The organism is uncultured Modestobacter sp. (assembly GCF_947486615.1).
Taxonomy (GTDB): domain Bacteria; phylum Actinomycetota; class Actinomycetes; order Mycobacteriales; family Geodermatophilaceae; genus Modestobacter.
In genome coordinates, this window is sequence record NZ_CANKUD010000006.1 from 101481 (window position 1) to 121217 (window position 19737).

The following is a 19737-nucleotide window of genomic DNA, read 5'->3' on the forward strand; positions in this document are numbered from 1 at the left end:
CGCCGGTGATCGACGCCGGTGCAGGCGCAGTTCCGGCACGGGCCGTGCACCCGGGACCGGTGCGCCGCTCAGTCCCCGGCGGTGATGCGGATCAGGGCCCGGCGTTCGCGGCCGCGGTGGGTGACCAGCGCGGCGAGCCGGGAGGTGGCGTAGGTGATCCGCCACTGCCAGCCGTAACGCCGGGCGAGCGCCGCCAGCGCGGCGGGCCACTCGGCCGGATCGAGCAGCTCGGCGACCGCCTCGACCGCCGGGCCCTCGGGCCTGCCGCGCCGGTCGCAGGGCCCGACCGTGACCCGGCTGGTGTGCCGCAGCCGCTTGACCTTGCCGGAGTCAGCGCTGGTCCAGACCACCAGGGCGCCGGCCCCGTCCGGTCCCGGCGCGGGGTCTCCGACCGGCGCCGCCCAGACCGGCGTGGGCACCGCCGCCCCGGTGCGGCGGAACGTGGTGAGACGGACGTAGCGGCTGGTCGGGAGCGCGGTCATGCCACCGGCGTGCCGGTGAGCACGCGGCGCATGACGGCCTCGACCGCGTCGATCACCTCGGCGACGGGGACGTCGCGGCCGAGCTCGGCGCTCAGGGACGTCGCCCCGGCGTCCGGGATGCCGCAGGGGACCATGTTGGTGAAGGCCGCCATGTCGGGATCGCAGTTGAGCGCGAAGCCGTGCATGGTCACCCCGCGGGCCACCCGCACGCCGATCGCAGCGATCTTGCGGTCCGGTCCGCGCTCGTCGGCCCGCACCCAGACGCCGCTGCGCCCGTCGACCTGCTCGGTCGCCAGGCCGAAGCTGCCGCAGACCTCCATCAGGGCCCGCTCCATCCGGCGGACGTGGGCCACCACGTCGACCGGGTCGGGCAGGGCGACGATCGGGTAGCCGACCAGCTGCCCCGGACCGTGCCAGGTGATCTTGCCGCCGCGGTCGACGTCGATGACCGGGGTGCCGTCGAAGGGCCGCTCGTGCGGTTCGGTGCGCTTTCCGGCGGTGTAGACCGGCGGGTGCTCGAGCAGCAGCAGCGTGTCGGGGCCGGTGCCGGCGACGCGCTGCTCGTGCAGTTCACGTTGCCGCTGCCAGGCCTCCTCGTAGGGAACCAGACCCGCCCGGACGACCACCAGCTCGCTCATGCCGGCGAGCCTATGCCCGTCCGGCGCACAGCCGGGAGCGTGCCGGCGGGCCCGCTGCGGTGCGGTCGGCTGGTGGCCGACGCCCCGACGGCGGGGCCGGTCGGTACCGGAGGGGAGAGCGGCGTCAACGGGCCTGCAGGCCCAGGTGACGCAGCACGGCCCGGGCGGTGCGGGCACCACTGGCCATCGCGCCCTGGATCGACGGGGTGTCGCGGTGGTCCCCGCAGACGAACACCCCGTCGCCGAGGTCGACCGGACGGCGGTGGTGCAGCGGGGGAGTGGCCGCCGGCTGTGCCCCGGTGACCGTGACGCTGGTCAGGTGCTCCAGGTCGCCGGGGGAGACGTCGTGCAGACCGGCGACCTCGGCCCGGACGTCGGCCTCCCCGGTGGGGGCGAGCGTGGAGCTGGCGACCAGGGCGCGGCCGTCGGGGCTGTAGGCGGGCTGGGCGTCGGAGACCACCACGCTGTTGACCAGCTGACCACCCGGTTGCCCCAGCACGATCAGCGGGTCGGGCCACGGCGACTCGGGCAGCACGTGCAGGTGCGTGGTCACCTGCCGCGGCGCCGACGCCTGCACGGCCGGGAGGAGGACCGCGGCGGTGTCGGGGTCGGTGGCCACGACGACCACCTGCGCCGTCGTCGTGCCGGAGTCGGTGCGCACCACCCCGCTCCCGACGCCGGTCACCCGCACGCCGAGGTGCCGCCGGTCGGTGGGGAGCCGGTCGGCGAGCTGCTGGCCGACCGCCTGCATGCCGGCAGCCGGCAGCCCGACCCGCCCCCGCACGAAGCTGCGCCAGACCAGGTCGAGGTACCGGCTGGACGTCTCCAGCCCGTCCTCCAGCAGGACGCCGGCGAGGAACGGCCGGAGGAAGACCTCGAGCGCGCGCTCCCCGACGCCGGCTGCCCGCAGCGCCTCGGCGGCGCTGCGTTCCCGGGCCCCCAGCAGCCGGGAGACCGGGGCGTAGCCCGCGCGGGCGGAGAAGGCGCCGAGCGCCGCCTCCCGCAGCGGACCACCCAGCGGGGCACGCAGCGTGTCGGGCAGGGTGCCGGGGTGCTGCCGGGGGTCGACCACCCGGTGGGCCCGGCCGTCGACCCGCAGCACGGCACCGGTCCAGAACCAGCCCATGTCCAGGGCGGGGAGGTCGAGGTCGGCGACCCGCGGATAGCCGGTGTTGAGCACCTGGAAGCCACGGTCGACGAGGAACCCGTCGACCCGGGCCGTCGACAGGCGGCCACCGGGGTGCTCGCTCGCGTCGAGCAGGTGGACGTCACGGCCGGCGGCGGCCAGCCGGGTGGCCACGCTGAGCCCGGCCAGGCCGGCGCCCACGACTACGACCTCGGCACGGGACGGCGGTGACATGGAGCCGAACCTAGGTGGTCGGGGAGCGGATCGCCGGGCCGACCGCCGGACCCGTGGACGGGGCACCGGCCTGTGGACGGCGCGCACGCGCGGACCGCTCGACGTCCTACCGTCCCGGCATGCCTGCGCCCGTGCCCCTCTCGGCTGCTCCCGTCGTGCCCGGCTACGTGCTGGAGGAGCTGCTCGGGCAGGGCGGCTCCGGGCAGGTCTGGCGGGCCCGGCCCAGGTCCGGCGGGCCGCCGGTCGCGGTGAAGGTCCTGGTCCGCGGTGACCCGGGGCGGCAGGAGCGGGAGGCCGCGATGCTCGGCGAGCTCGACCACCCGCACCTGGTCCGGTTGCACGAGGTGGTGCGCCGGGAGGTCCGCGAGGGGCCGGCGCAGGTCGCCCTGGTCCTCGACCTGCTCGCCGGCGGGAGCCTCGCCTCGCTGCTGGCCCGCCGGGGGCGGCTGCGGCCGGGGGAGGTGGTCACCACCGTCGCCCCGGTGGCGGCCGCACTGGCGCACGCCCACGAGCGCGGGGTGGTGCACGGCGACCTCTCGCCGGGCAACGTGGTGTTCACCGCGGAGGGGCGGCCGGTGCTCACCGACCTCGGCACGGCCCGGATCGTGGGCGACACCGCGCGGGCGGAGATGACACCGGCCTACGTCGACCCGGTGGTGGCACGCGGGGGTGCTCCGGGCCCGGCCTCGGACGTCTTCGGCGTCGCCGCTGCTGCCTTCCACGCGCTGACCGGGGTGGCGCCCTGGAACGCGGCCGGGCCCGGGGCCACGCTGAGCGTCGCCGCGGCCGGGCAGCTCCCCGATCTCGCCCTGCTGGCCCCGGAGGCCCCGGAGGAGCTGGTCCGGGTCGTGCTCCGCGGCCTGTCCGCCGAGCCGCACCTGCGCGGGTCGGCCGCCGCGTTCGCGCTCGACCTGCGGCACGCCTGCCGTCCCGAGCCGGTCCGGCTGCCGGTGGGCGGAGTGCCCGACGAGGAGCTGGGAGCGACCGGTCGCGGACCACGCACCGAGCTGACCCACCAGGTGCCCGGACGGCGCCGGGTGGCCGGGCACTCCGCCCCGGAGCCCGCCGGCCGGCTGACCCGGCTGCGGGCCGGTGTGCAGGGCCGCTGGCGGACCCTCGGTCATCCGGACCCGGACGGTCGGCTGCCGGCACGGGCAGCGGCCCGGCGGGTGGGGGTCGGGCTGCTGGTGCTGGCCGGCATCGCGGCCGGGCTGGCGGCCGCGGTCTGGGCCGGGACGAGCTGGGGTGGAGGGCCGGCACAGGGGCCGGTCCCGGCGGCCGAGAGCGCGGTGATCACCGCGGCTGCCGGACCTGCGGCAGCGGAGACGCCGGCCGACCCGGTCCCCGAGCCGCCGGGCACCGGATCGCCCGCCGCCGATGCGGATCGGCCGGGCACCGGATCGCCCGCAGCGGCTGCCGAGCCGTCAGGCGCCGGCCCGGCTGCCGCGGACAGCAGCGTGCCCGCCGCGCCCGCAGGTCCGCCGGAGCCGGCGGCGGGCAGTCCGTCACCGGAGGACCCGGTCGACGCCCGGGGCTGGGCCGACCTCGTCGACGGCCTCTACGACCAGCGGGCGGCTGCCTTCAGCGAGGGTGCGCCCGGCGGGCTCGACGCGGTCTACGCCGCGGACGCCGCGCTCCTGGCCCGGGACACGGAACAGCTGACCGCCCTGGCAGCGGCCGGACAGGTCGTGCGGGAGTTCGCCCCGCTGGTCGTGGAGGTCCGCGACGTGCAGTGGCAGGAACCGGGCCAGGTCCGCCTGCTCCTGGTCGACGTCATGCCGGACTACCGGGTGCAGACCCGGACCCCGGCGGGGGAGGTCGGGGACCCCGTCACCGTGCCGGGGCGCGGGGAGGCCGAGGTGGAGATGGTGCTGGACCGGGGACCTGACGGCTGGCGGATCGCCGACGCGTCCCTGGTCGGCTGACGGAGCTGCCCAGCGGGGTCAGCCGCGGGTCAGCGCGGCGGCCAGGGCACCGGGGAGCTCCGGCTGGCGGAACCGGAAACCGGCGGACTCCAGCACCGCCGGCACGGCCCGCTGGCCGGCCAGGACGCCGACCCGGGCGAACTCGCCGAGCACCAGCTGCAGGGCCGGGCCGGGCACGGTCAGCACCGCGGGACGGTGCACCGCCGCGGCGAACGCGGCGGTGAACTCGGCGTTGGTCACCGGCGTGGGCGCGCTCAGGTTGACCGGCCCGGACACGGATGCGGTGAGCAGGAAGCGGATCGCGTCCACCTCGTCCTGCAGGCCGATCCAGGGCATGTACTGGTCGCCCGAGCCGAGCTTGCCGCCCAGGCCCAGCCGGAACAGCGGAGCCAGTCGCCCCAGCAGACCACCGGGGCCGAGGACCAGTCCGGTGCGCAGCGTCGCCACCCGGACGCCGGCGTCCGCGGCCGGTGCGGTGGCCGCCTCCCACTCGACGCAGACCCGCGCCAGGAAGTCGTCGCCGGCCGGGTCCTCCTCGGTCACCACCCGCGAGCCGGTGTCGCCGTACCAGCCGACGGCGGAGGCGGAGAGCAGCACGCGGGGTCGGGTGGGGTCGGCGGCGGCCCCCTCGGCCAGCGCCCGGCTGACCGTCGTCGTGCTGTCGACGCGGCTGCGGAGCACCTGCTCCTTGTGCTTCGCCGTCCAGCGGCGGTCGCCCACGCCGACCCCGGCCAGGTTCACCACCGCGTCGACGTCGTCCAGCAGGCCCGGCGGGATGCGGTGCAGCCCGGGCTCCCACCGGTGCTCGTCGGCCGTGCGGGGGGTGCGGCGGACGAGGCGCAGCACCTCGTGCCCGTCGGCGGCCAGTGCGCGGACCAGCGCCGACCCGATCAGTCCGGACGAGCCCGTGACGGCGACCTTCATCGAGTGCTCCCTGGGACGGGGCGGGCTGCGCCGCGGACGGACGACGAGGGGCCCCGGCGTGTGCCGGGGCCCCCATCCCCGTCCGGCGCCCCGCCCCGCGGGTGCGGGGGACGAGGCGCCGGACGGGGTCCTGCGTCAGGCGAGACCGAGCTCGCCCTCGAACTGACCGCCCTCCAGGCGCTCCTTGACCGTGGTCAGGAAGCGAGCGGCGTCGGCGCCGTCCACGATCCGGTGGTCGTAGCTCAGGGCCAGGTAGACCATCGACCGGATCGCCACGACCTCGCCCAGCTCCGGGTCCTTGATGACGACCGGGCGCTTGACCACCGAGCCGACGCCGAGGATGGCGACCTGCGGCTGGTTGATGATCGGGGTGTCGAACAGGGCGCCCCGGCTGCCGGTGTTGGTCAGCGTGAACGTCCCGCCGCCGAGCTCGTCCGGGGTCACCTTGTTGATCCGGGTGCGCTCGGCCAGGTCGGCGATCTTCCGGGCGATGCCGGGGACGTTCAGGTCACCGGCGCCCCGGATGACCGGCACCAGCAGGCCACGCTCGGTGTCCACGGCGATGCCCAGGTTCTCGGCGTCGTGGTAGGTGACCGTGCCGGCCTCGAGGTCGACCGAGGAGTTCACCACCGGGTGGGCCTTCAGCGCCTCGACGGTCGCCTTGGCGAAGAACGGCAGGAACGACAGCTTGACGCCCTCGCGGGCGACGAAGTCGTTCTTCACCTGGTCACGCAGCCTCGCGATCTTGGTGACGTCACCCTCGACCACCGTGGTCAGCTGGGCACTGACCTGCAGCGACTCGACCATCCGCTTGGCGATGACGGTGCGCAGCCGGGAGAGCTTCTCGGTGCGGCCGCGCAGCGAGGAGTCCGGGGTGGCGGCCGGCGAGGGCCGGGTGCCACCGGCGGCCGCCGGAGCAGCGGCGGCGGGCTTCGCGGCCTGCTCGGCTGCGGCGACCACGTCCTGCTTGCGGATCCGTCCGCCCACACCGGTGCCGGAGACCGACGCCAGGTCGACGCCGCGCTCGGCCGCCAGCCGGCGGACCAGCGGGGTCACGTAGGCGCCGCCGCCGTCCGGGGCCGGGGCCGCCGCCGGACGGGACGCCGGAGCCACCGCCTCGGCCGGGGAGGGCTGGTCGGTGGGCGACTGGGTCGGCATCGCGCCGCTGGAGCCGTAGTCGGCGCCGGGCTGACCGGTGTCGGTGTTCGCCTCCACCGGGGTGGGCTGCGCCTGCTCGGCCTTCGGCTCCTCTGCGGCCTTCGGCTCCTCGGTGGCCTTCGGCTCCTCGGCCGGGGCCTGCTGCTGCGGCTGGGCCGGAGCCGAGGACGGCGCGGCACCGGCGGTGCCGATGACGGCGAGCTCCGCGCCGACGTCCACGGTCTCGTCCTCGTTGACCGTGATCGACAGCAGGGTGCCCGACACCGGGGCTGGGATCTCGGTGTCCACCTTGTCGGTGGAGACCTCCAGCAGCGCCTCGTCGGCGGTGACCTCGTCCCCGACGGCCTTCAGCCAGCGGGTCACGGTGCCCTCGGTGACGCTCTCGCCCAGCGCCGGCATGGTCACCGAGGTGCCCTCGCCGCCACCCGAGCCACCCGAGTCACCGGACGGCGTCGGTGCCTCCTGGGCAGAAGCCTCCTGCGCGGGGGCCTCCTCGGCCGGGGCCTCCGCAGCGGGTGCCTCCTGCGCCGGCGACTCCTCGGCCGGGGCCTCCTGCGCCGGGGCCGGCGAACCGCCGTCCTCGCCGCCGATCACCGCCAGCTCGGCGCCGACCTCGACCGTCTCGTCCTCGGCGACGACGATCTTGGTGAGCACGCCGGCCGCGGGCGAGGGGATCTCGGTGTCCACCTTGTCGGTGGACACCTCCAGGAGCGGCTCGTCGACCTCGACCTGATCACCCTCCTGCTTCAGCCATCGGGTGACCGTGCCCTCGGTGACGCTCTCGCCCAGGGCGGGCATGGTGACGGACGTCGGCATCGAAGACAGGTCTCCTCAGGTCGTGGGGGTGGAGCAGCGGGTGGGGGAGCGGAAGGGCAGGGGTCAGCTGTGCGCGTGCAGTGGCTTGCCGGCCAGCACGAGGGCGGCCTCGCCGAGGGCCTCGCTCAGCGTCGGGTGCGGGTGGATCAGCTGGGCGACCTCCTCGGGCAGGGCCTCCCAGTTGTAGACCAGCTGGGCCTCGGCGACGAGGTCACCGACGCGGCTGCCGACCATGTGCACACCGACGACCGGGCCGTTGTTGGCGACCCGGATGAGCTTCACGGCGCCGGCGGTCTTGAGGATCGCGGCGCGGCCGTTGCCGGCCAGGTCGTAGGTGGCGATCTCGACCTCGCCGTGCTTCTCCTTGGCCTGCGCCTCGGTGAGGCCGACCGAGGCGACCTCGGGCTCGGAGTAGGTGACGCGCGGGACGCCGGCGTAGTCGATCGGCACGACCGGCAGGCCGGCGAGCCGCTCGGCGACGAGGATGCCCTCGCCGAAGCCGACGTGGGCCAGCTGCAGGGTCGGCACCAGGTCCCCGACGGCGGAGATGGTCGGCACGTTGGTCTGCATGTACTCGTCGACGAGGACGTAGCCGCGGTCCATGGCGACCCCGGCCTCCTCGTAGCCCAGGCCCTGGCTGACCGGCCCGCGGCCGACGGCGACGAGCACCAGCTCGGCCTCGTGGGACTTGCCGTTCTCCAGGGAGACCTTCACGCCGTCGGCGGTGGTCTCGACCTTGGCGACCCGGCTGCCCAGGGAGAAGTCGATCTTGCGACGGCGGAAGGCCCGCTCCAGCAGCTTGGAGGAGGACTCGTCCTCCAGCGGCACCAGGTGCGGCAGGCCCTCGACGATGGTCACGTCGACGCCGAAGGACTTCCAGGCGCTGGCGAACTCGCAGCCGATGACGCCGCCGCCGAGGATGATCGCCGAGCCGGGCACCCGGTCGAGCTTGAGCGCGTGGTCGCTGGTGATGACCTTCGTGCCGTCGATCTCGATGCCGGGCAGCGAGCGGGCGTAGGAGCCGGTGGCCAGCAGGACGTGCTTGCCCTCGTAGGTCTGGTCGCCGACCTGGACGGCGGTCGGGGAGACCAGCCGGCCCTCGCCGGTCACGTAGGTGATGCCGCGGCTCTTGATCAGGCCCTGCAGGCCCTTGTGGTTCTTGGAGATGACGCCGTCCTTGTAGGCGTTCACCCCGTCCATGTCGATGCCCGACAGCGTGGACTTGACGCCGAACTGCTCGCCCTCGCGGGCGTTGTCGGCGACCTCGGCGGTGTGCAGCAGCGCCTTGGTCGGGATGCAACCGCGGTGCAGGCAGGTGCCGCCGACCTTGTCCTTCTCGATCAGGACGACGCTCATGCCGAGCTCGGCTGCCCGCAGTGCCGCGGCGTAGCCACCCGAGCCACCACCGAGGATGACCAGGTCAGCGGGGGTGGTGGGTGCGCTCACAAGTGCTCCTCAGTGCTGGGTGACCCGGTGTGGTGCCGGGCACAACGATCGTGCGCCTGCCCATCCTGCCACTCCCGGGAACGGTGCGTTCGGATGCTCCGTTGATCCCCTCTGGAGCGTCGCGGAGCCACCCGCGACCCCGGGGACGGGAGCAGGGCATGGGGTTGTTCGACCGGCTGCGCGGTCGCCGCGCCGGAGGCGGCGGTCGTGACCGCCGCGGCACGCTCGACCGGGCGTCCGGTGGGGCCGACCTCAGCCACCTGGAGCAGTTCGTCGCGACCCGCCGCGGGGTCGAGGGGTACGTCGAGCCGCGGACGGCGGTGACCGAGACGACGATCCTGCTGGTGGCCGCCGACGGGGAGTGGACGCGGCGGCGGATCGACGGCCCCGAGACCGCCCGCAAGCTCTCCCGCGACCTCGCCGTCCCGGTGTACGACGCGCAGGTGACCGGCTACCCGCAGCGGATGCGCGACTGGAGCGCCCGGCAGAAGGACAACCGGCTGTCCTGAGCCGCGACGCCAGGAGGCCCCCGACCCGACGGATCGTCGGGTTGGGGGCCTCCTCGCGCGGGTGAGGCAGGCCGTCAGTCGTCCAGCAGGCCCTCGATGGTGGCCAGCAGCGTGCGGACGGGGACCCCGGTGCCGCCCTTGGGCGTGTGGCCCCACGGGGCGCCGGTGTTGTACGCCGGCCCGGCGACGTCGATGTGCGCCCAGGGCAGCCCGGCCGGGACGAACTCGGCCAGGAAGTGCCCGCCGACGAGCATCCCGCCCATCCGGTCGGCGTTGGCGTTGACCATGTCGGCGACGGGGGAGTCCAGGCCACGGCGCAGCTCCGGGGGCAGCGGCATGCCCCACATCGGCTCACCGCTGCGCCTGCTCGCCTCGACGACCGCGTCGCGCAGGTCGTCGCTGCCCATGACCCCGGCGGTGCGGGTGCCCAGCGCGACCAGCTGGGCGCCGGTGAGGGTGGAGGTCTCCAGCAGGTAGGCGGGGGAGTCCTCGACGGCGCGGCAGATCGCGTCGGCGAGCACGACCCGGCCCTCGGCGTCGGTGTTGGTGATCTCGGCCTTCCGGCCGTTGCGGAAGGTGACCACGTCGGCGGGGCGGTAGGCGGTGCCGCTGGGCATGTTCTCCGCGATCGGCACGGTCGCGGTGACGTCGACCGGCAGGCCGAGCTCGGCGACCAGGCAGACGGTGGCGATCACGGCCGCGGCGCCGGCCATGTCGCTCTTCATGTCCTCCATCTTCGCCGCGGGCTTGATCGAGATGCCGCCGCTGTCGAAGGTGATGCCCTTGCCGACCAGCGCCACGCTGGTCTTGGCCTTCTTGCCCTTGTACTCCAGGCGCAGCAGCCGCGGACCGCGCACCGAGCCGCTCCCGACGGCGAGGATGCCGCCGTAGCCGCCGGCGGCGAGGCCCTTCTCGTCGAGCACCTCGACCGACAGCCCGGCCTTCTTGCCGGCGGCGGCACCGCGGGCGGCGAGCTCGGCCGGGTACAGGTCGTTGGGCGGGGTGTTGACCAGGTCGCGCACCAGGTAGACCGCGTCGACGACGGCGCGGACCCGGGCCAGCGGGGCCTTGGCGGCCGCGGCGTCGGGGACCACCAGCTCCACCGAGGACGGCGGGGTGGGCCGGTCGGCGGGCAGCTGGGACTTGTAGGCGGTGAACTCGTAGGCGCCCAGCAGCGAGCCCTCGCCGACGGCGTGCAGCCGGTCGGCGTCCGGGGCCCCGCCGACGGCCGCCAGCAGGCTGACCAGGGAGCTGCGGCCGGTCAGCGCGCGGCTGGCGGAACCGGCCGCGCGGCGGAGCGCCTCGGGGGAGTACCCCCCGGCCGGCTGGGGAGCGCCGAGGCCGACGACCGCGACCACCGGGAACGGGCCCTGACCGAAGGTCGGCAGCTTGGTGACCTCGTCCTCGCCGCCACGGGCGCCCAGGTCGGCGAGCGCGGTGAGCAGGCGGCCACCGAGCAGGCGGTCGACCGCATCGGCACCCGGTGTGCTGAGCAGCCCGTCGGGTCCCTTCCCGACGCCGACGACGACGGCGTCGGCGCTGAGCTTCTCGAGCGGGCGGTCGGTGGCGGAGACAGTCGGAGGCACGCGTCCGATCCTAGGGAGGTGGTGAGCACCGCGTAGGACCGGAGTCGGACCGGTCGCCCCCGTGCTGGTCACGGGCTCGGGGACCCGACCGTCCGGGTGCTCCACTAGCGTGCTGCCGGTGAGCCCGCTGACCTCCCCCCTGCACGAACGCCACGCGGCCGCCGGCGCCAAGTTCGCCGACTTCGGCGGCTGGTCCATGCCGATCGAGTACGCCGGCGGCGGGGTGCTGGCCGAGCACACCTCGGTGCGCGAGGGCGTCGGCCTCTTCGACGTCTCGCACCTGGGCACCGCCACCGTCCGCGGACCCGGGGCGGCGGCGTACGTCAACGCCTGCCTGACCAACGACCTCGGCAAGATCGGACCGGGGCAGGCGCAGTACACGCTGTGCTGCGTCGCCGACGGTCAGCCCGACGCCGGCGGGGTGGTCGACGACCTGATCGTGTACCTGCACGGCCCGGACGACGTCCTGCTGGTGCCCAACGCCGCCAACGCCGCCGACGTCCTGGCCCGGCTGGCGGCCGATGCCCCGGCCGGTGTGACGGTCACCGACCGGCACACCGAGGTCGCCGTCCTGGCGTTGCAGGGGCCGCGGTCGGCCGAGGTCCTGGCCGCCGTGGGGCTGCCCGGTGGGCTGGACTACATGTCCTTCGCCGAGACGCCGGGCACCGGCGGCGACGAGGTGACCGTGTGCCGCACCGGCTACACCGGGGAGCACGGCTACGAGCTGCTGGTGGCCGCCGACCGCGCCGGGCGGCTGTGGGACGCGCTGCTGGCCGCCGGGGCCCCGGAGCAGATCCGGCCCTGTGGTCTGGGCGCCCGGGACACCCTGCGCACCGAGATGGGCTACCCGCTGCACGGCCACGAGCTGGCCCGGGACATCACGCCCAACCAGGCGCGGTCCGGCTGGGCGGTGGGCTGGCAGAAGGAGGCCTTCTGGGGGCGGGAGGCGCTGCAGGCGGAGAAGGCCGCCGGGCCGGCGCGGCGGCTGTGGGGCCTGCAGGCCCCCGGCCGAGGCATCCCGCGCCCCGGGATGGCCGTGCTCGACGGGGACGGCGCCCGGATCGGTGAGGTGACCAGCGGGACGTTCTCCCCGACGTTGCGCACCGGCATCGCGCTGGCGCTGCTGGACACCACGTCGGGTGTGGCCGAGGGCAGCGAGGTGTCGGTCGACGTCCGGGGCCGGCCGCAGCCGGTCGTCGTCCGCCGTCCGCCGTTCGTGGAGTCCCACGTCCGGTGACCGAGTGCTCCCCGCCGCCGCCGGCGGCGGGGAGCGGCTCAGCGCTTGGGGTGTGACTCCTTCGTCGGCACCGGCGGGTCGGGCATCCCGTCGGCGACGACCGCGTCGCGGCGGCCCATCGGCTGGGGCTCGCCCTCGGTGGTGTCGGCCGCGGTCTGGTGCTCGGTCTCGGCGTTGATCTCCGCGCCCAGCAGCACCAGGTAGCAGGTCAGGTACAGCCACAGCATCAGCACGATCACCCCGGCGATGGCGCCGTAGGTCTTGTCGTAGGACCCGAAGTTGTCCACGTAGATGCTGAACAGCAGGCTGACGACCGCCCAGATGACGGTGACCACCAGCGAGCCGAGGCTGACCCAGCGCAGCTTGGGGGCGTCCCGGTCCGGGGCCAGCCGGTACAGGACGGCCAGGGACCCGGCGATCACGGCCAGCAGCAGCACCCACCGCAGCACCTGGGCCAGGACGGTGCCGAGGACGCCGAGGGGCAGCGCGTCGAGCACGACGGGCACCACCGCGATGAGCGCGAAGGTGAGCAGCACGAAGACGATCGCGCCCAGGGTGAGACCCAGGGCGAGCGCCTTGCGCTTGACGAAGCTGCGGGTCTCCACCTCGTCGTAGGCGAGGTTCACCGCGGTGATCAGGTTGCCGGTGCCGCCCGAGGCGCTCCACAGCGCAGCCAGGATGGAGACGATCAGGCTGACGGTCAGCGCACCGCCGCTGTTCTCGGTGATGTTGGTCAGCTGGGTGGTGAGCAGGGTCTGGGCGCTCTCCGGCAGCTGGTCCGACAGCGAGGCGATCTGGCTGGCGACCTGGTCGGGGGAGGCCACCAGGCCGTAGATCGAGATGGTCGCGATCAGTGCGGGGAAGACGGCCAGGAAGGCGAAGAAGGCCACCCCGGCACCGATGATCGGCATGTTGTCGGCGTTGTTCTCCGCCCACGCCCGCTTGACGATCTGCAGCCAGCCGCGCGGGGGGATCTCCGTGGGCTTCTCGGCGTGCACCCCCGGCATCTCGCTGCCGCTGGGCACCTCGGGCGCGGGCCGGGCCGCCTCCCGCGTCTCGGTGGCCACCACCGTCGACGACGTGGCCCCGCCGGGCGGACCGCTCGCGTCGTCCCGCTGTTCGGCGGCACGGGCCGCGGCCCGCCGTTCCGCCTTCTCCTGCACGCGCGCACGGATGTTGTCCACGGCGCTGCCCGGTCGCCCGGTGTCGACCATCTGGGTGGTCCCCTCGTCTCGGGTGGTGGTCGGCTCGCGGGTCAGTCGCCGGGCCAGTTGCCGGTCAGCCTGGTGAACCCGCGCGCGCCGGCCCGGTCGATCACGGCCTTGGTGGCGCCGAACAGCGCGCCCTGGACGGCGGCGGCCAGCACCACCTCGCGCATCCCGTACTCGCTCTGCAGGGCGCCCGGTGCGTCGTCCTCGTGGGCGACACGCTTCCACACCTGCTTGAAGGCCGCTCCGGAGAGCGCGCCGGCCAGCACGCTCCCCAGCAGACCGAACGGGCGGTAGACGGCCTTGGGGCTCGGGCTCACCGGAGGACCCGGGCCAGCGTGCCCCGCCAGCCGCTGCGCCGGCGGGTCAGCCGCTGGGCGGTGGCGCGCTGGGTCGCGGCCAGCTGGGCCGTCGCCGCGCGCTGGCTCGCGGTGAGCCGGGCGGCCGCGGCCCGCTGGGTGGTGGTGACCCGGGTGGTGGCCGTGTGCCGGCGCGCGGCCCGGGCTCGGGCCGCTGCCTTCCGCCGGGCGGCGGTGCGCTCGGCGGCCGCCCGGCGGGCCGCGGCGCGCTCCTGGCCGGCCCGGCGTGCGGCGCGGGCGGCTGCGGCACGGCGCTCGGCGGCCCCCTTCGCCGCTGCGCGCTCGGCCCGGCCGGCCCGACGACGCCTCCGCCAGGCGACCAGGCCCACCAGCGCGGACACGGCCGCGACCCCGCCGCCGATCACCGCCGGGGGGTTCTCCCGGTAGGTCTCGACCGCGGTGTCCTTGGTGCGGTTGACGCCCTCGACGGCCGAGGTCCGGGCGCGGTCGGCGCTCTCCTTGGCCCGGCCGGGGACGTCCAGGCGGTGGCTCAGCTCGTCCACGGTGCGCCCGAGCTGCTCGCGGGTCTGCTCGATGTCGGCCCGGATGGCGTCGGGGTCGGTGGGCCCGGCGCCGCCGTCCGGCTTGCTGCTGTCGGCTCCGGTCATCGGGACGCACTCTCCTTCACGGTGGCGACGTCGGTCTTGACGCTGGAGATGGCCTCGGTCGGCACCGGTGGGGCGGCCTGCTGCACGTCCTTCTTGCCGATCAGGGCGAGGACGCCGGCGAGGGCGAAGAGCACGACCGCGACGATCACCGCCGAGAGCCAGGCCGGGACGGCGAGGGCCAACGCCAGCACGGCGGCAGCGACGAGCACCTGCAGGCCGAGGAAGCCGAACAGCCCGGCCCCACCGAACAGGCCGGCGCCGACGCCGAGCTTCTTGGCCTTGGTGCTGACCTCGGCCTGGGCCAGGCGCATCTCGTCCCGGACCAGCCGGGTCAGCTGGTCGGAGAGCTGACCGATCAGCTCACCGGTCGAGGCGTTCTCCGGGGCGGGTGGCGGTGCGGTCACGCGGCTCGCGCCGGCGCCCGGGATGGGCTGGCTCATGGGTCCTCCGCGGTCTCGGGCGTGGGTGGTGCCTGCACCATGCCCATGCACTTACCTTGTAAACCAAGATCGCCTGGACGTCGCGGAGGCCTTGCCACAGCGGCGGGAGCTGCCGTCGGGCCGCCGGGTCGCTAACCTCCCGCCATGAGCTGGACCTGGCAGCTGGAAGACGCCTCGGGTGCGCCCGTGGACCCCGCGACGCTCGGGGTGGAGGTGCCCGAGTGCGACAACCAGGGTGACGCCGAGTCCTGGCTGGGGGAGACCTGGCGCGACCTGCTGGAGCGTGGCGTCGCGACGGTCACGCTCCAGCAGGACGGCGAACGCGTCTACGGCCCGATGGGCCTGGCCGCCTCCTGACCGGGGTGGACGCCGCCGAGCGACGTCCACCCCGCCCCGGCCCCCTGGCCCCCTTGCAGAGCCCGCCGCGAGCCTGCGAGTGGTGGGGGGCGAGGGGGTCCTTCCTCAGCCCCGGGAGGTCTTGGCCGGGTCGCGCTCGACGACGTCGCCCAGTGCCTCGTCGATACGGGCCATGACCTCGGCCGGCAGCTCCACGCCGGCGGCCTTGACGTTGTCGTGCACCTGCTCGGGGCGGCTGGCCCCGATGATCGCCGCGGCGACGTTCTTGTTCTGCAGCACCCAGGCGACGGCCAGCTGGGCCATCGACAGACCGAGCTCGTCGGCGATCGGGCGCAGCTGCTGGACGCGGGTCAGCACGTCGTCGGTCAGGTAGTTCTTCATCGACCCGCCCACGGTGGCGTGACCGCCCCGGCTGTCGACCGGCGGCTGCTGTCCGGGCAGGTACTTGCCGGTGAGCACACCCTGGGCCAGCGGCGACCAGACGATCTGGGAGAGGCCCTCCTGCTCGCTGGTGGGCACCACCTCGGCCTCGATCACCCGCCACAGCATCGAGTACTGCGGCTGGTTGCTGATCAGCTGCACCTTGAGCTCGCGGGCGAGCTCGGCGGCGGCGGCGATCTCCTCCGCGCGCCACTCCGAGACGCCGAGGTACAGCACCTTGCCCTGCCGCACCAGGTCGGCGAAGGCGGTCATCGTCTCCTCCAGCGGCACCGAGGAGTCGTACCGGTGGGCCTGGTAGAGGTCGACGTAGTCGGTCTGCAGTCGCTGCAGCGACGCATTGCAGCTCTCCACGATGTGCTTGCGGGACAGGCCGCGGTCGTTGGCGCCGGGGCCGGTGGGCCAGTAGACCTTGGTGAAGATCTCCAGGCCCTCGCGACGCTGGCCGGCCAGCGCCCGGCCCAGCACCGACTCGGCCTTGGTGCCGGCGTACACGTCCGCGGTGTCGAAGGTGGTGATCCCGACGTCGAGGGCGGCCCGCACGCAGGCGTGCGCGGCGTCCTCCTCGACCTGGCTACCGTGGGTCAGCCAGTTGCCGTACGCGATCTCGGAGATGGTCAGGCCGGAACGGCCCAGGCGTCGTGTCTGCACGACACGACGGTACTTAGGCCGGGTAATGACCAGCCGCGGCCCCCTCGCAGGGTCCCGCCACGAGCCTGCGAGTGGTGGGGGGCGAGGGGGTCCTTATTCAGACCTCCGCGCCGAGGGCGACCTGCGGCTTGGGGAAGCGCCAGCGGCGGATCATCGTGGCCCGGCTGACGCCGTACCAGATCAGGCTGCGGGTGCGCTGCGTGGTGTTCGGGAAGCGCTCGGCCACCGTCTTCTTGATCTTGCGGCCCAGGATGACCGAGTCGCCGATGATGACCAGGAAGAAGGCGAACCAGATGAAGACGGTGTAGCTCTGCACGGCCGGGTTCGGGATGAAGTAGCCGACCAGCACCAGGGCTGCGACGACCAGGAAGACGCTGCCGGCGTTGCGGCGGGCGTCGACGAGGTCGCGCACCAGCCGACGCTCGGGGCCGCGGTCACGGGCGGGCAGTGAGCTGTCGTCCCCGCGGGCGGCTGCCTCGCGGGCGCTGCCCCGGCCGGCGGCCTGCTGCTCGCGCATCCGCCGGTAGGCCTCCTTGCGGGTGGTTGGCGGCGGGGGCACCGGCCCGCTGCGCCGGCCCTGGGCCTCGTTGCGCCGTGGGGTGGGTCGTCCCTTGCCCACGGCCGTGCTCCCGGCCAGCTGGGTGGTCAGGTCGGACTGGGCGTCCGGGGTCGTCGCGGAGTCGGCGCGGCGGCCGGGCAGGCGGAGCTTCACGGCCGGTGAGTCTACGTGGCCGCGGGCGCCGTCCGGTGTCGTCCGCTGCTCTCCGGCCAGGCGTCGTCCCCCGTCCGGATGGGTGCGGATGCGCCCTCGGTCGGCGAGAGCGCCGTACAGTGGGAAGCAGCTCCGCCACGGCGGTGTTGGAAGCTCCGGCAGTCCGTCCCCGCGACGGGCCGTGCAGGACACCCTCGAGTGTGGGAGGACCACGACATGACCGTGCAGGACACGCAGGCCCCCGGCGCCACCGGCGTCATCCTCAGCGAGCCCGCCGCGTCGAAGGTGAAGACGCTGCTGGAGCAGGAGGGCCGCGACGACCTGCGGCTGCGCATCGCCGTGCAGCCCGGTGGCTGCTCGGGTCTGCGCTACCAGCTGTTCTTCGACGAGCGATTCCTCGACGGCGACCAGACCTTCGAGTTCAGTGGCACCGAGGTGATCGTCGACCGGATGAGCATCCCGTACCTCAGTGGCGCGACGATCGACTTCGTCGACACCATCGAGAAGCAGGGCTTCACCATCGACAACCCGAACGCCGGCGGCTCCTGCGCCTGCGGCGACAGCTTCCACTGATCGCCGGCTGAACCGCCACGAGGCCCGGTTCCCCCTCGGGGGAGTCGGGCCTCGTCGTGTCCGGGGTCAGTCCACCGGGTCCGACGGCACTGGGATGGGGAGCCGACCGCCGGTCGGCACGGGCTCCGGGACCAGCGGGCCGGGGGTGAGGGACGGCGGTGGCTCCGCGGGGGTGACGAATGCCGGACTGCCCGGGCTCGTGAAGTCGCCCCTGGCGCTGTAGCTCGGCTCCGTGCCGGTCGGCGGGCTCGGCGGCGGAGGCGGCGAGGCGCACGCGCTCGGGGTGTCCGGACAGACACCGTCGTCCGTGGAACAGCCGGCGAGCAGCCCGGCCACCGCCAGGGCGGCGACCAGACCGGCTCGCCGGCGGCGGGTCACAGCCGGACCGGGTAGATCGGCTCGGGGATCTGCGGGGTGATCCGCTCCTCGACGAAGATGCCGTGCCAGATCATGAACACCAGCACCTCCCAGACCTGCCGGGCGATGCGCTTGCTGGGCACCTCGGCGTCCTGGAGCCGGTCCAGCAGGCCGAGCACGTGGTCGCGGTCGAGCCACTCGTCGGTCTGGCTGGCGGTCACGATGTCCCGGGCCCACTCGTGCAGCGGGCCGGCCAGGAACTCCGCCGTCGGCACCGGGAAGCCCAGCTTGCGGCGGTTCATGATCTTCGGCGGCACGATCTGCCGCATCGCCTGGCGCAGCGCGTACTTGGTCGCGTCCCCGCGCGCAGGGACCCGCATCTCCAGCGGCAGGCTGCTGGCCAGGGCGAAGACCTCGGGGTCCAGGAACGGGACGCGCAGCTCCAGGGAGTTGGCCATCGTCATCTTGTCCGCCTTGACCAGGATGTCCCCGCGCAGCCAGGTGAACAGGTCGACGTACTGCATGGCCGTCACGTCGTCGTAGCCGGCCTCGCGGGTCTGCCGGTAGAGGGCCTCGGTGACCGTGACGTGCGACATGTCGGGGTCGTGACCGGGCAGCAGCTGGGCGAGCTCGGCGGCGTTGAGGTTGCGGGCGTTGCCGTAGTAGCGCTCCTCGAGCGGGATCGAGGCGCGCCGGAGCAGGTCCTGCCCGCGCACGCCCTCGGGGACCACCCGGGACAGTGCGCCGAGCGCCCGTCGTCCGGCGGCTGGCAGCTTCGACGCCCAGGCGAGGCTGAGCGGCTCGCGGTAGATGGTGTAGCCGCCGAACAGCTCGTCGGCGCCCTCGCCGGAGAGCACCACCTTCACGTGCTTGCGCGCCTCGCGCGCCACGAAGTACAGCGGCACGAGCGCCGGGTCCGCGACCGGGTCGTCGAGGTACCAGACGACGGTGGGGATCGCGTCGGCGAACTCCTGCGCGGTGATCTCCACCGGCACGTGCCGGACGCCCAGGATCCGGGCCGACTCCGCGGCGATGTCGACCTCGGAGGTGGCCTCGCGCTGGAAGCCGACGGTGAAGGTGACCAGGTCGCTGTTGTACTTGTGCGCCAGGGCGGCGACGGCGGTGGAGTCGATCCCGCTGGAGAGGAAGGACCCGACGGTCACGTCGGCGCGCATGTGCTTGGCGACCGAGTCGTCCAGCACCTCGGCGATCCGGTCGTACAGCGCCTGTTCCGACCCCGGGGTGACCGGCTTCGGGGCGAAGCTCGGGTGGAACCAGCGCTGCGTGTGCAGCTCGCCGTCCGCGACGGTGAAGCTGGTGCCGCTCTCGATCCGCCGGATGCCCCGGTGCAGCGTGGCCGGCTCGGGGACGTACTGGAGCGTCAGGTAGTGCTGCAGCGACGCCGGGTCGACGCCCCCGGCGCCGGGCGTGCCGCCGAGCAGCTCCAGCAGGGCCTTCTTCTCCGAGCTGAAGACCAGGCCGCCGTCGGCCAGGCGGGCGGTGAACAGCGGCTTGATACCGAAGGCGTCCCGGGCGCCGAACGCCGTCCCGGTCTCGGTGTCCCAGATGACGAAGGCGAACATCCCGCGCAGCCTCGGGACGACGGCCTCACCCCACAGGTGGTAGCCGGCGACGATGGCCTCGGTGTCGCCCTCGGTGGCGAAGGTCGCACCGGCGGCCTTCAGCTCCTCGCGCAGCTCCAGGTAGTTGTAGATCTCGCCGTTGAAGACGATCCGGTACCGCCCGTCGGCGTAGGGCATCGGTTGCGGGCTGCCCTCGATGTCGATGAAGGCCAGCCGGTTGAAGCCCAGCACCGCGCGCGGGTCCGACCACACCTCCCGGTCGTCCGGGCCACGGTGCCGCAGGCAGCGCAGCGCGTGCTGCACCCCGGAGACCGTCTGCTCGTCGACCCGTTCGGCGTCGGTGGACAGGTAGGCCAGCAGGCCGCACATG

General features: G+C 74.5%; 19 protein-coding genes. 5 read left to right on the forward strand and 14 right to left on the reverse strand.

Going from position 1 to position 19737, the window contains the following annotated elements:
* Window positions 1-68: 68 nt before the first annotated feature.
* The 3 genes from Q1A09_RS12895 to Q1A09_RS12905 form a co-directional block, all read right to left on the reverse strand.
* Window positions 69-482 (reverse strand): PPOX class F420-dependent oxidoreductase, encoded by a 414-nt coding sequence (locus tag Q1A09_RS12895; RefSeq protein WP_299955500.1) that lies wholly within the window; start codon window positions 480-482, stop codon window positions 69-71.
* On the reverse strand, window positions 479-1120 hold the full coding sequence (gene lipB / locus Q1A09_RS12900; RefSeq protein WP_299955502.1) for a lipoyl(octanoyl) transferase LipB: 642 nt from the start codon (window positions 1118-1120) through the stop codon (window positions 479-481). Before lipB ends, Q1A09_RS12895 begins: the two co-directional genes overlap by 4 nt.
* Before the next feature lie 124 nt (window positions 1121-1244).
* Window positions 1245-2480: an NAD(P)/FAD-dependent oxidoreductase gene (locus Q1A09_RS12905; RefSeq protein ID WP_299955505.1), complete on the reverse strand. Its 1236-nt coding sequence runs from the start codon at window positions 2478-2480 to the stop codon at window positions 1245-1247.
* Between the two features lie 119 nt (window positions 2481-2599).
* On the opposite strand from Q1A09_RS12905, the gene Q1A09_RS12910 reads away from it, so the two are divergent.
* Window positions 2600-4405: a serine/threonine-protein kinase gene (locus Q1A09_RS12910; RefSeq protein ID WP_299955507.1), complete on the forward strand. Its 1806-nt coding sequence runs from the start codon at window positions 2600-2602 to the stop codon at window positions 4403-4405.
* Window positions 4406-4423: 18 nt separating this feature from the next.
* Here the strand turns inward: Q1A09_RS12910 and Q1A09_RS12915 are convergent, their stop codons facing one another.
* The 3 genes from Q1A09_RS12915 to lpdA form a co-directional block, all read right to left on the reverse strand.
* The gene (locus Q1A09_RS12915; protein ID WP_299955509.1) at window positions 4424-5329 is read right to left on the reverse strand and encodes a TIGR01777 family oxidoreductase; all 906 of its coding nucleotides are present in this window, start codon (window positions 5327-5329) and stop codon (window positions 4424-4426) included.
* A gap of 135 nt (window positions 5330-5464) precedes the next feature.
* Window positions 5465-7303 carry a 2-oxoglutarate dehydrogenase, E2 component, dihydrolipoamide succinyltransferase gene (gene sucB, locus Q1A09_RS12920; protein WP_299955511.1) on the reverse strand — a complete coding sequence of 613 codons (1839 nt, stop codon included), beginning with the start codon at window positions 7301-7303 and terminating at the stop codon, window positions 5465-5467.
* 63 nt (window positions 7304-7366) lie between these two features.
* Window positions 7367-8749 carry a dihydrolipoyl dehydrogenase gene (gene lpdA / locus Q1A09_RS12925; RefSeq protein ID WP_299955512.1) on the reverse strand — a complete coding sequence of 461 codons (1383 nt, stop codon included), beginning with the start codon at window positions 8747-8749 and terminating at the stop codon, window positions 7367-7369.
* A gap of 158 nt (window positions 8750-8907) precedes the next feature.
* Here lpdA and Q1A09_RS12930 point away from each other — a divergent pair, with 158 nt between their 5' ends.
* A complete protein-coding gene (locus Q1A09_RS12930) occupies window positions 8908-9258 on the forward strand; it encodes an oxidoreductase (protein WP_299955514.1) in 351 nt (116 codons plus the stop codon).
* 74 nt (window positions 9259-9332) lie between these two features.
* On the opposite strand, the gene Q1A09_RS12935 is transcribed toward Q1A09_RS12930, so the two are convergent.
* Window positions 9333-10844 (reverse strand): leucyl aminopeptidase, encoded by a 1512-nt coding sequence (locus tag Q1A09_RS12935; RefSeq protein WP_299955516.1) that lies wholly within the window; start codon window positions 10842-10844, stop codon window positions 9333-9335.
* Window positions 10845-10962: 118 nt separating this feature from the next.
* Between Q1A09_RS12935 and gcvT the strand changes: the two genes are divergently transcribed.
* Window positions 10963-12081 (forward strand): glycine cleavage system aminomethyltransferase GcvT, encoded by a 1119-nt coding sequence (gene gcvT, locus Q1A09_RS12940; RefSeq protein ID WP_299955518.1) that lies wholly within the window; start codon window positions 10963-10965, stop codon window positions 12079-12081.
* Window positions 12082-12119: 38 nt separating this feature from the next.
* Here the strand turns inward: gcvT and Q1A09_RS12945 are convergent, their stop codons facing one another.
* Genes Q1A09_RS12945 through Q1A09_RS12960 form a run of 4 tightly spaced genes read right to left on the reverse strand, consistent with a single transcriptional unit; the run spans window position 12120 to window position 14696 of the window.
* Complete coding sequence (locus Q1A09_RS12945) at window positions 12120-13295, reverse strand: YihY/virulence factor BrkB family protein (protein ID WP_299955520.1); 1176 nt, start codon at window positions 13293-13295, stop codon at window positions 12120-12122.
* 41 nt (window positions 13296-13336) lie between these two features.
* Window positions 13337-13609 (reverse strand): DUF4235 domain-containing protein, encoded by a 273-nt coding sequence (locus Q1A09_RS12950; RefSeq protein ID WP_299955522.1) that lies wholly within the window; start codon window positions 13607-13609, stop codon window positions 13337-13339.
* Window positions 13606-14256 (reverse strand): DUF3618 domain-containing protein, encoded by a 651-nt coding sequence (locus Q1A09_RS12955; protein ID WP_299955524.1) that lies wholly within the window; start codon window positions 14254-14256, stop codon window positions 13606-13608. Before Q1A09_RS12955 ends, Q1A09_RS12950 begins: the two co-directional genes overlap by 4 nt.
* Window positions 14253-14696 (reverse strand): phage holin family protein, encoded by a 444-nt coding sequence (locus Q1A09_RS12960; protein ID WP_299955526.1) that lies wholly within the window; start codon window positions 14694-14696, stop codon window positions 14253-14255. Before Q1A09_RS12960 ends, Q1A09_RS12955 begins: the two co-directional genes overlap by 4 nt.
* Window positions 14697-14840: 144 nt before the next feature.
* Between Q1A09_RS12960 and Q1A09_RS12965 the strand changes: the two genes are divergently transcribed.
* A complete protein-coding gene (locus tag Q1A09_RS12965) occupies window positions 14841-15053 on the forward strand; it encodes a hypothetical protein (RefSeq protein WP_299955528.1) in 213 nt (70 codons plus the stop codon).
* A gap of 105 nt (window positions 15054-15158) precedes the next feature.
* Here the strand turns inward: Q1A09_RS12965 and Q1A09_RS12970 are convergent, their stop codons facing one another.
* Both Q1A09_RS12970 and Q1A09_RS12975 read right to left on the reverse strand, forming a co-directional pair.
* Window positions 15159-16142 carry an aldo/keto reductase family protein gene (locus Q1A09_RS12970; RefSeq protein WP_299955531.1) on the reverse strand — a complete coding sequence of 328 codons (984 nt, stop codon included), beginning with the start codon at window positions 16140-16142 and terminating at the stop codon, window positions 15159-15161.
* 97 nt (window positions 16143-16239) lie between these two features.
* Window positions 16240-16854: a DUF3043 domain-containing protein gene (locus Q1A09_RS12975; protein ID WP_299955533.1), complete on the reverse strand. Its 615-nt coding sequence runs from the start codon at window positions 16852-16854 to the stop codon at window positions 16240-16242.
* A 216-nt stretch (window positions 16855-17070) separates the two neighbouring features.
* Between Q1A09_RS12975 and Q1A09_RS12980 the strand changes: the two genes are divergently transcribed.
* Window positions 17071-17427 carry an iron-sulfur cluster assembly accessory protein gene (locus tag Q1A09_RS12980; protein ID WP_299955535.1) on the forward strand — a complete coding sequence of 119 codons (357 nt, stop codon included), beginning with the start codon at window positions 17071-17073 and terminating at the stop codon, window positions 17425-17427.
* Between the two features lie 374 nt (window positions 17428-17801).
* Here the strand turns inward: Q1A09_RS12980 and asnB are convergent, their stop codons facing one another.
* A complete protein-coding gene (gene asnB, locus Q1A09_RS12985; RefSeq protein WP_299955537.1) occupies window positions 17802-19736 on the reverse strand; it encodes an asparagine synthase (glutamine-hydrolyzing) in 1935 nt (644 codons plus the stop codon).
* Window position 19737 lies beyond the last annotated feature (1 nt).

What these genes read in the sequence shown, in the direction of transcription:
- Q1A09_RS12960 (WP_299955526.1), bottom strand. Translation starts at nt 14,696, where the DNA reads ATGAGCCAGCCCATCCCGGGCGCCGGCGCGAGCCGCGTGACCGCACCG.
- Q1A09_RS12945 (WP_299955520.1), bottom strand. Translation starts at nt 13,295, where the DNA reads ATGGTCGACACCGGGCGACCGGGCAGCGCCGTGGACAACATCCGTGCG.
- lipB (WP_299955502.1), bottom strand. Translation starts at nt 1,120, where the DNA reads ATGAGCGAGCTGGTGGTCGTCCGGGCGGGTCTGGTTCCCTACGAGGAG.
- Q1A09_RS12930 (WP_299955514.1), top strand. Translation starts at nt 8,908, where the DNA reads ATGGGGTTGTTCGACCGGCTGCGCGGTCGCCGCGCCGGAGGCGGCGGT.
- Q1A09_RS12980 (WP_299955535.1), top strand. Translation starts at nt 17,071, where the DNA reads ATGACCGTGCAGGACACGCAGGCCCCCGGCGCCACCGGCGTCATCCTC.
- asnB (WP_299955537.1), bottom strand. Translation starts at nt 19,736, where the DNA reads ATGTGCGGCCTGCTGGCCTACCTGTCCACCGACGCCGAACGGGTCGAC.
- Q1A09_RS12965 (WP_299955528.1), top strand. Translation starts at nt 14,841, where the DNA reads ATGAGCTGGACCTGGCAGCTGGAAGACGCCTCGGGTGCGCCCGTGGAC.
- Q1A09_RS12910 (WP_299955507.1), top strand. Translation starts at nt 2,600, where the DNA reads ATGCCTGCGCCCGTGCCCCTCTCGGCTGCTCCCGTCGTGCCCGGCTAC.
- Q1A09_RS12915 (WP_299955509.1), bottom strand. Translation starts at nt 5,329, where the DNA reads ATGAAGGTCGCCGTCACGGGCTCGTCCGGACTGATCGGGTCGGCGCTG.
- Q1A09_RS12905 (WP_299955505.1), bottom strand. Translation starts at nt 2,480, where the DNA reads ATGTCACCGCCGTCCCGTGCCGAGGTCGTAGTCGTGGGCGCCGGCCTG.
- Q1A09_RS12955 (WP_299955524.1), bottom strand. Translation starts at nt 14,256, where the DNA reads ATGACCGGAGCCGACAGCAGCAAGCCGGACGGCGGCGCCGGGCCCACC.
- sucB (WP_299955511.1), bottom strand. Translation starts at nt 7,303, where the DNA reads ATGCCGACGTCCGTCACCATGCCCGCCCTGGGCGAGAGCGTCACCGAG.
- Q1A09_RS12895 (WP_299955500.1), bottom strand. Translation starts at nt 482, where the DNA reads ATGACCGCGCTCCCGACCAGCCGCTACGTCCGTCTCACCACGTTCCGC.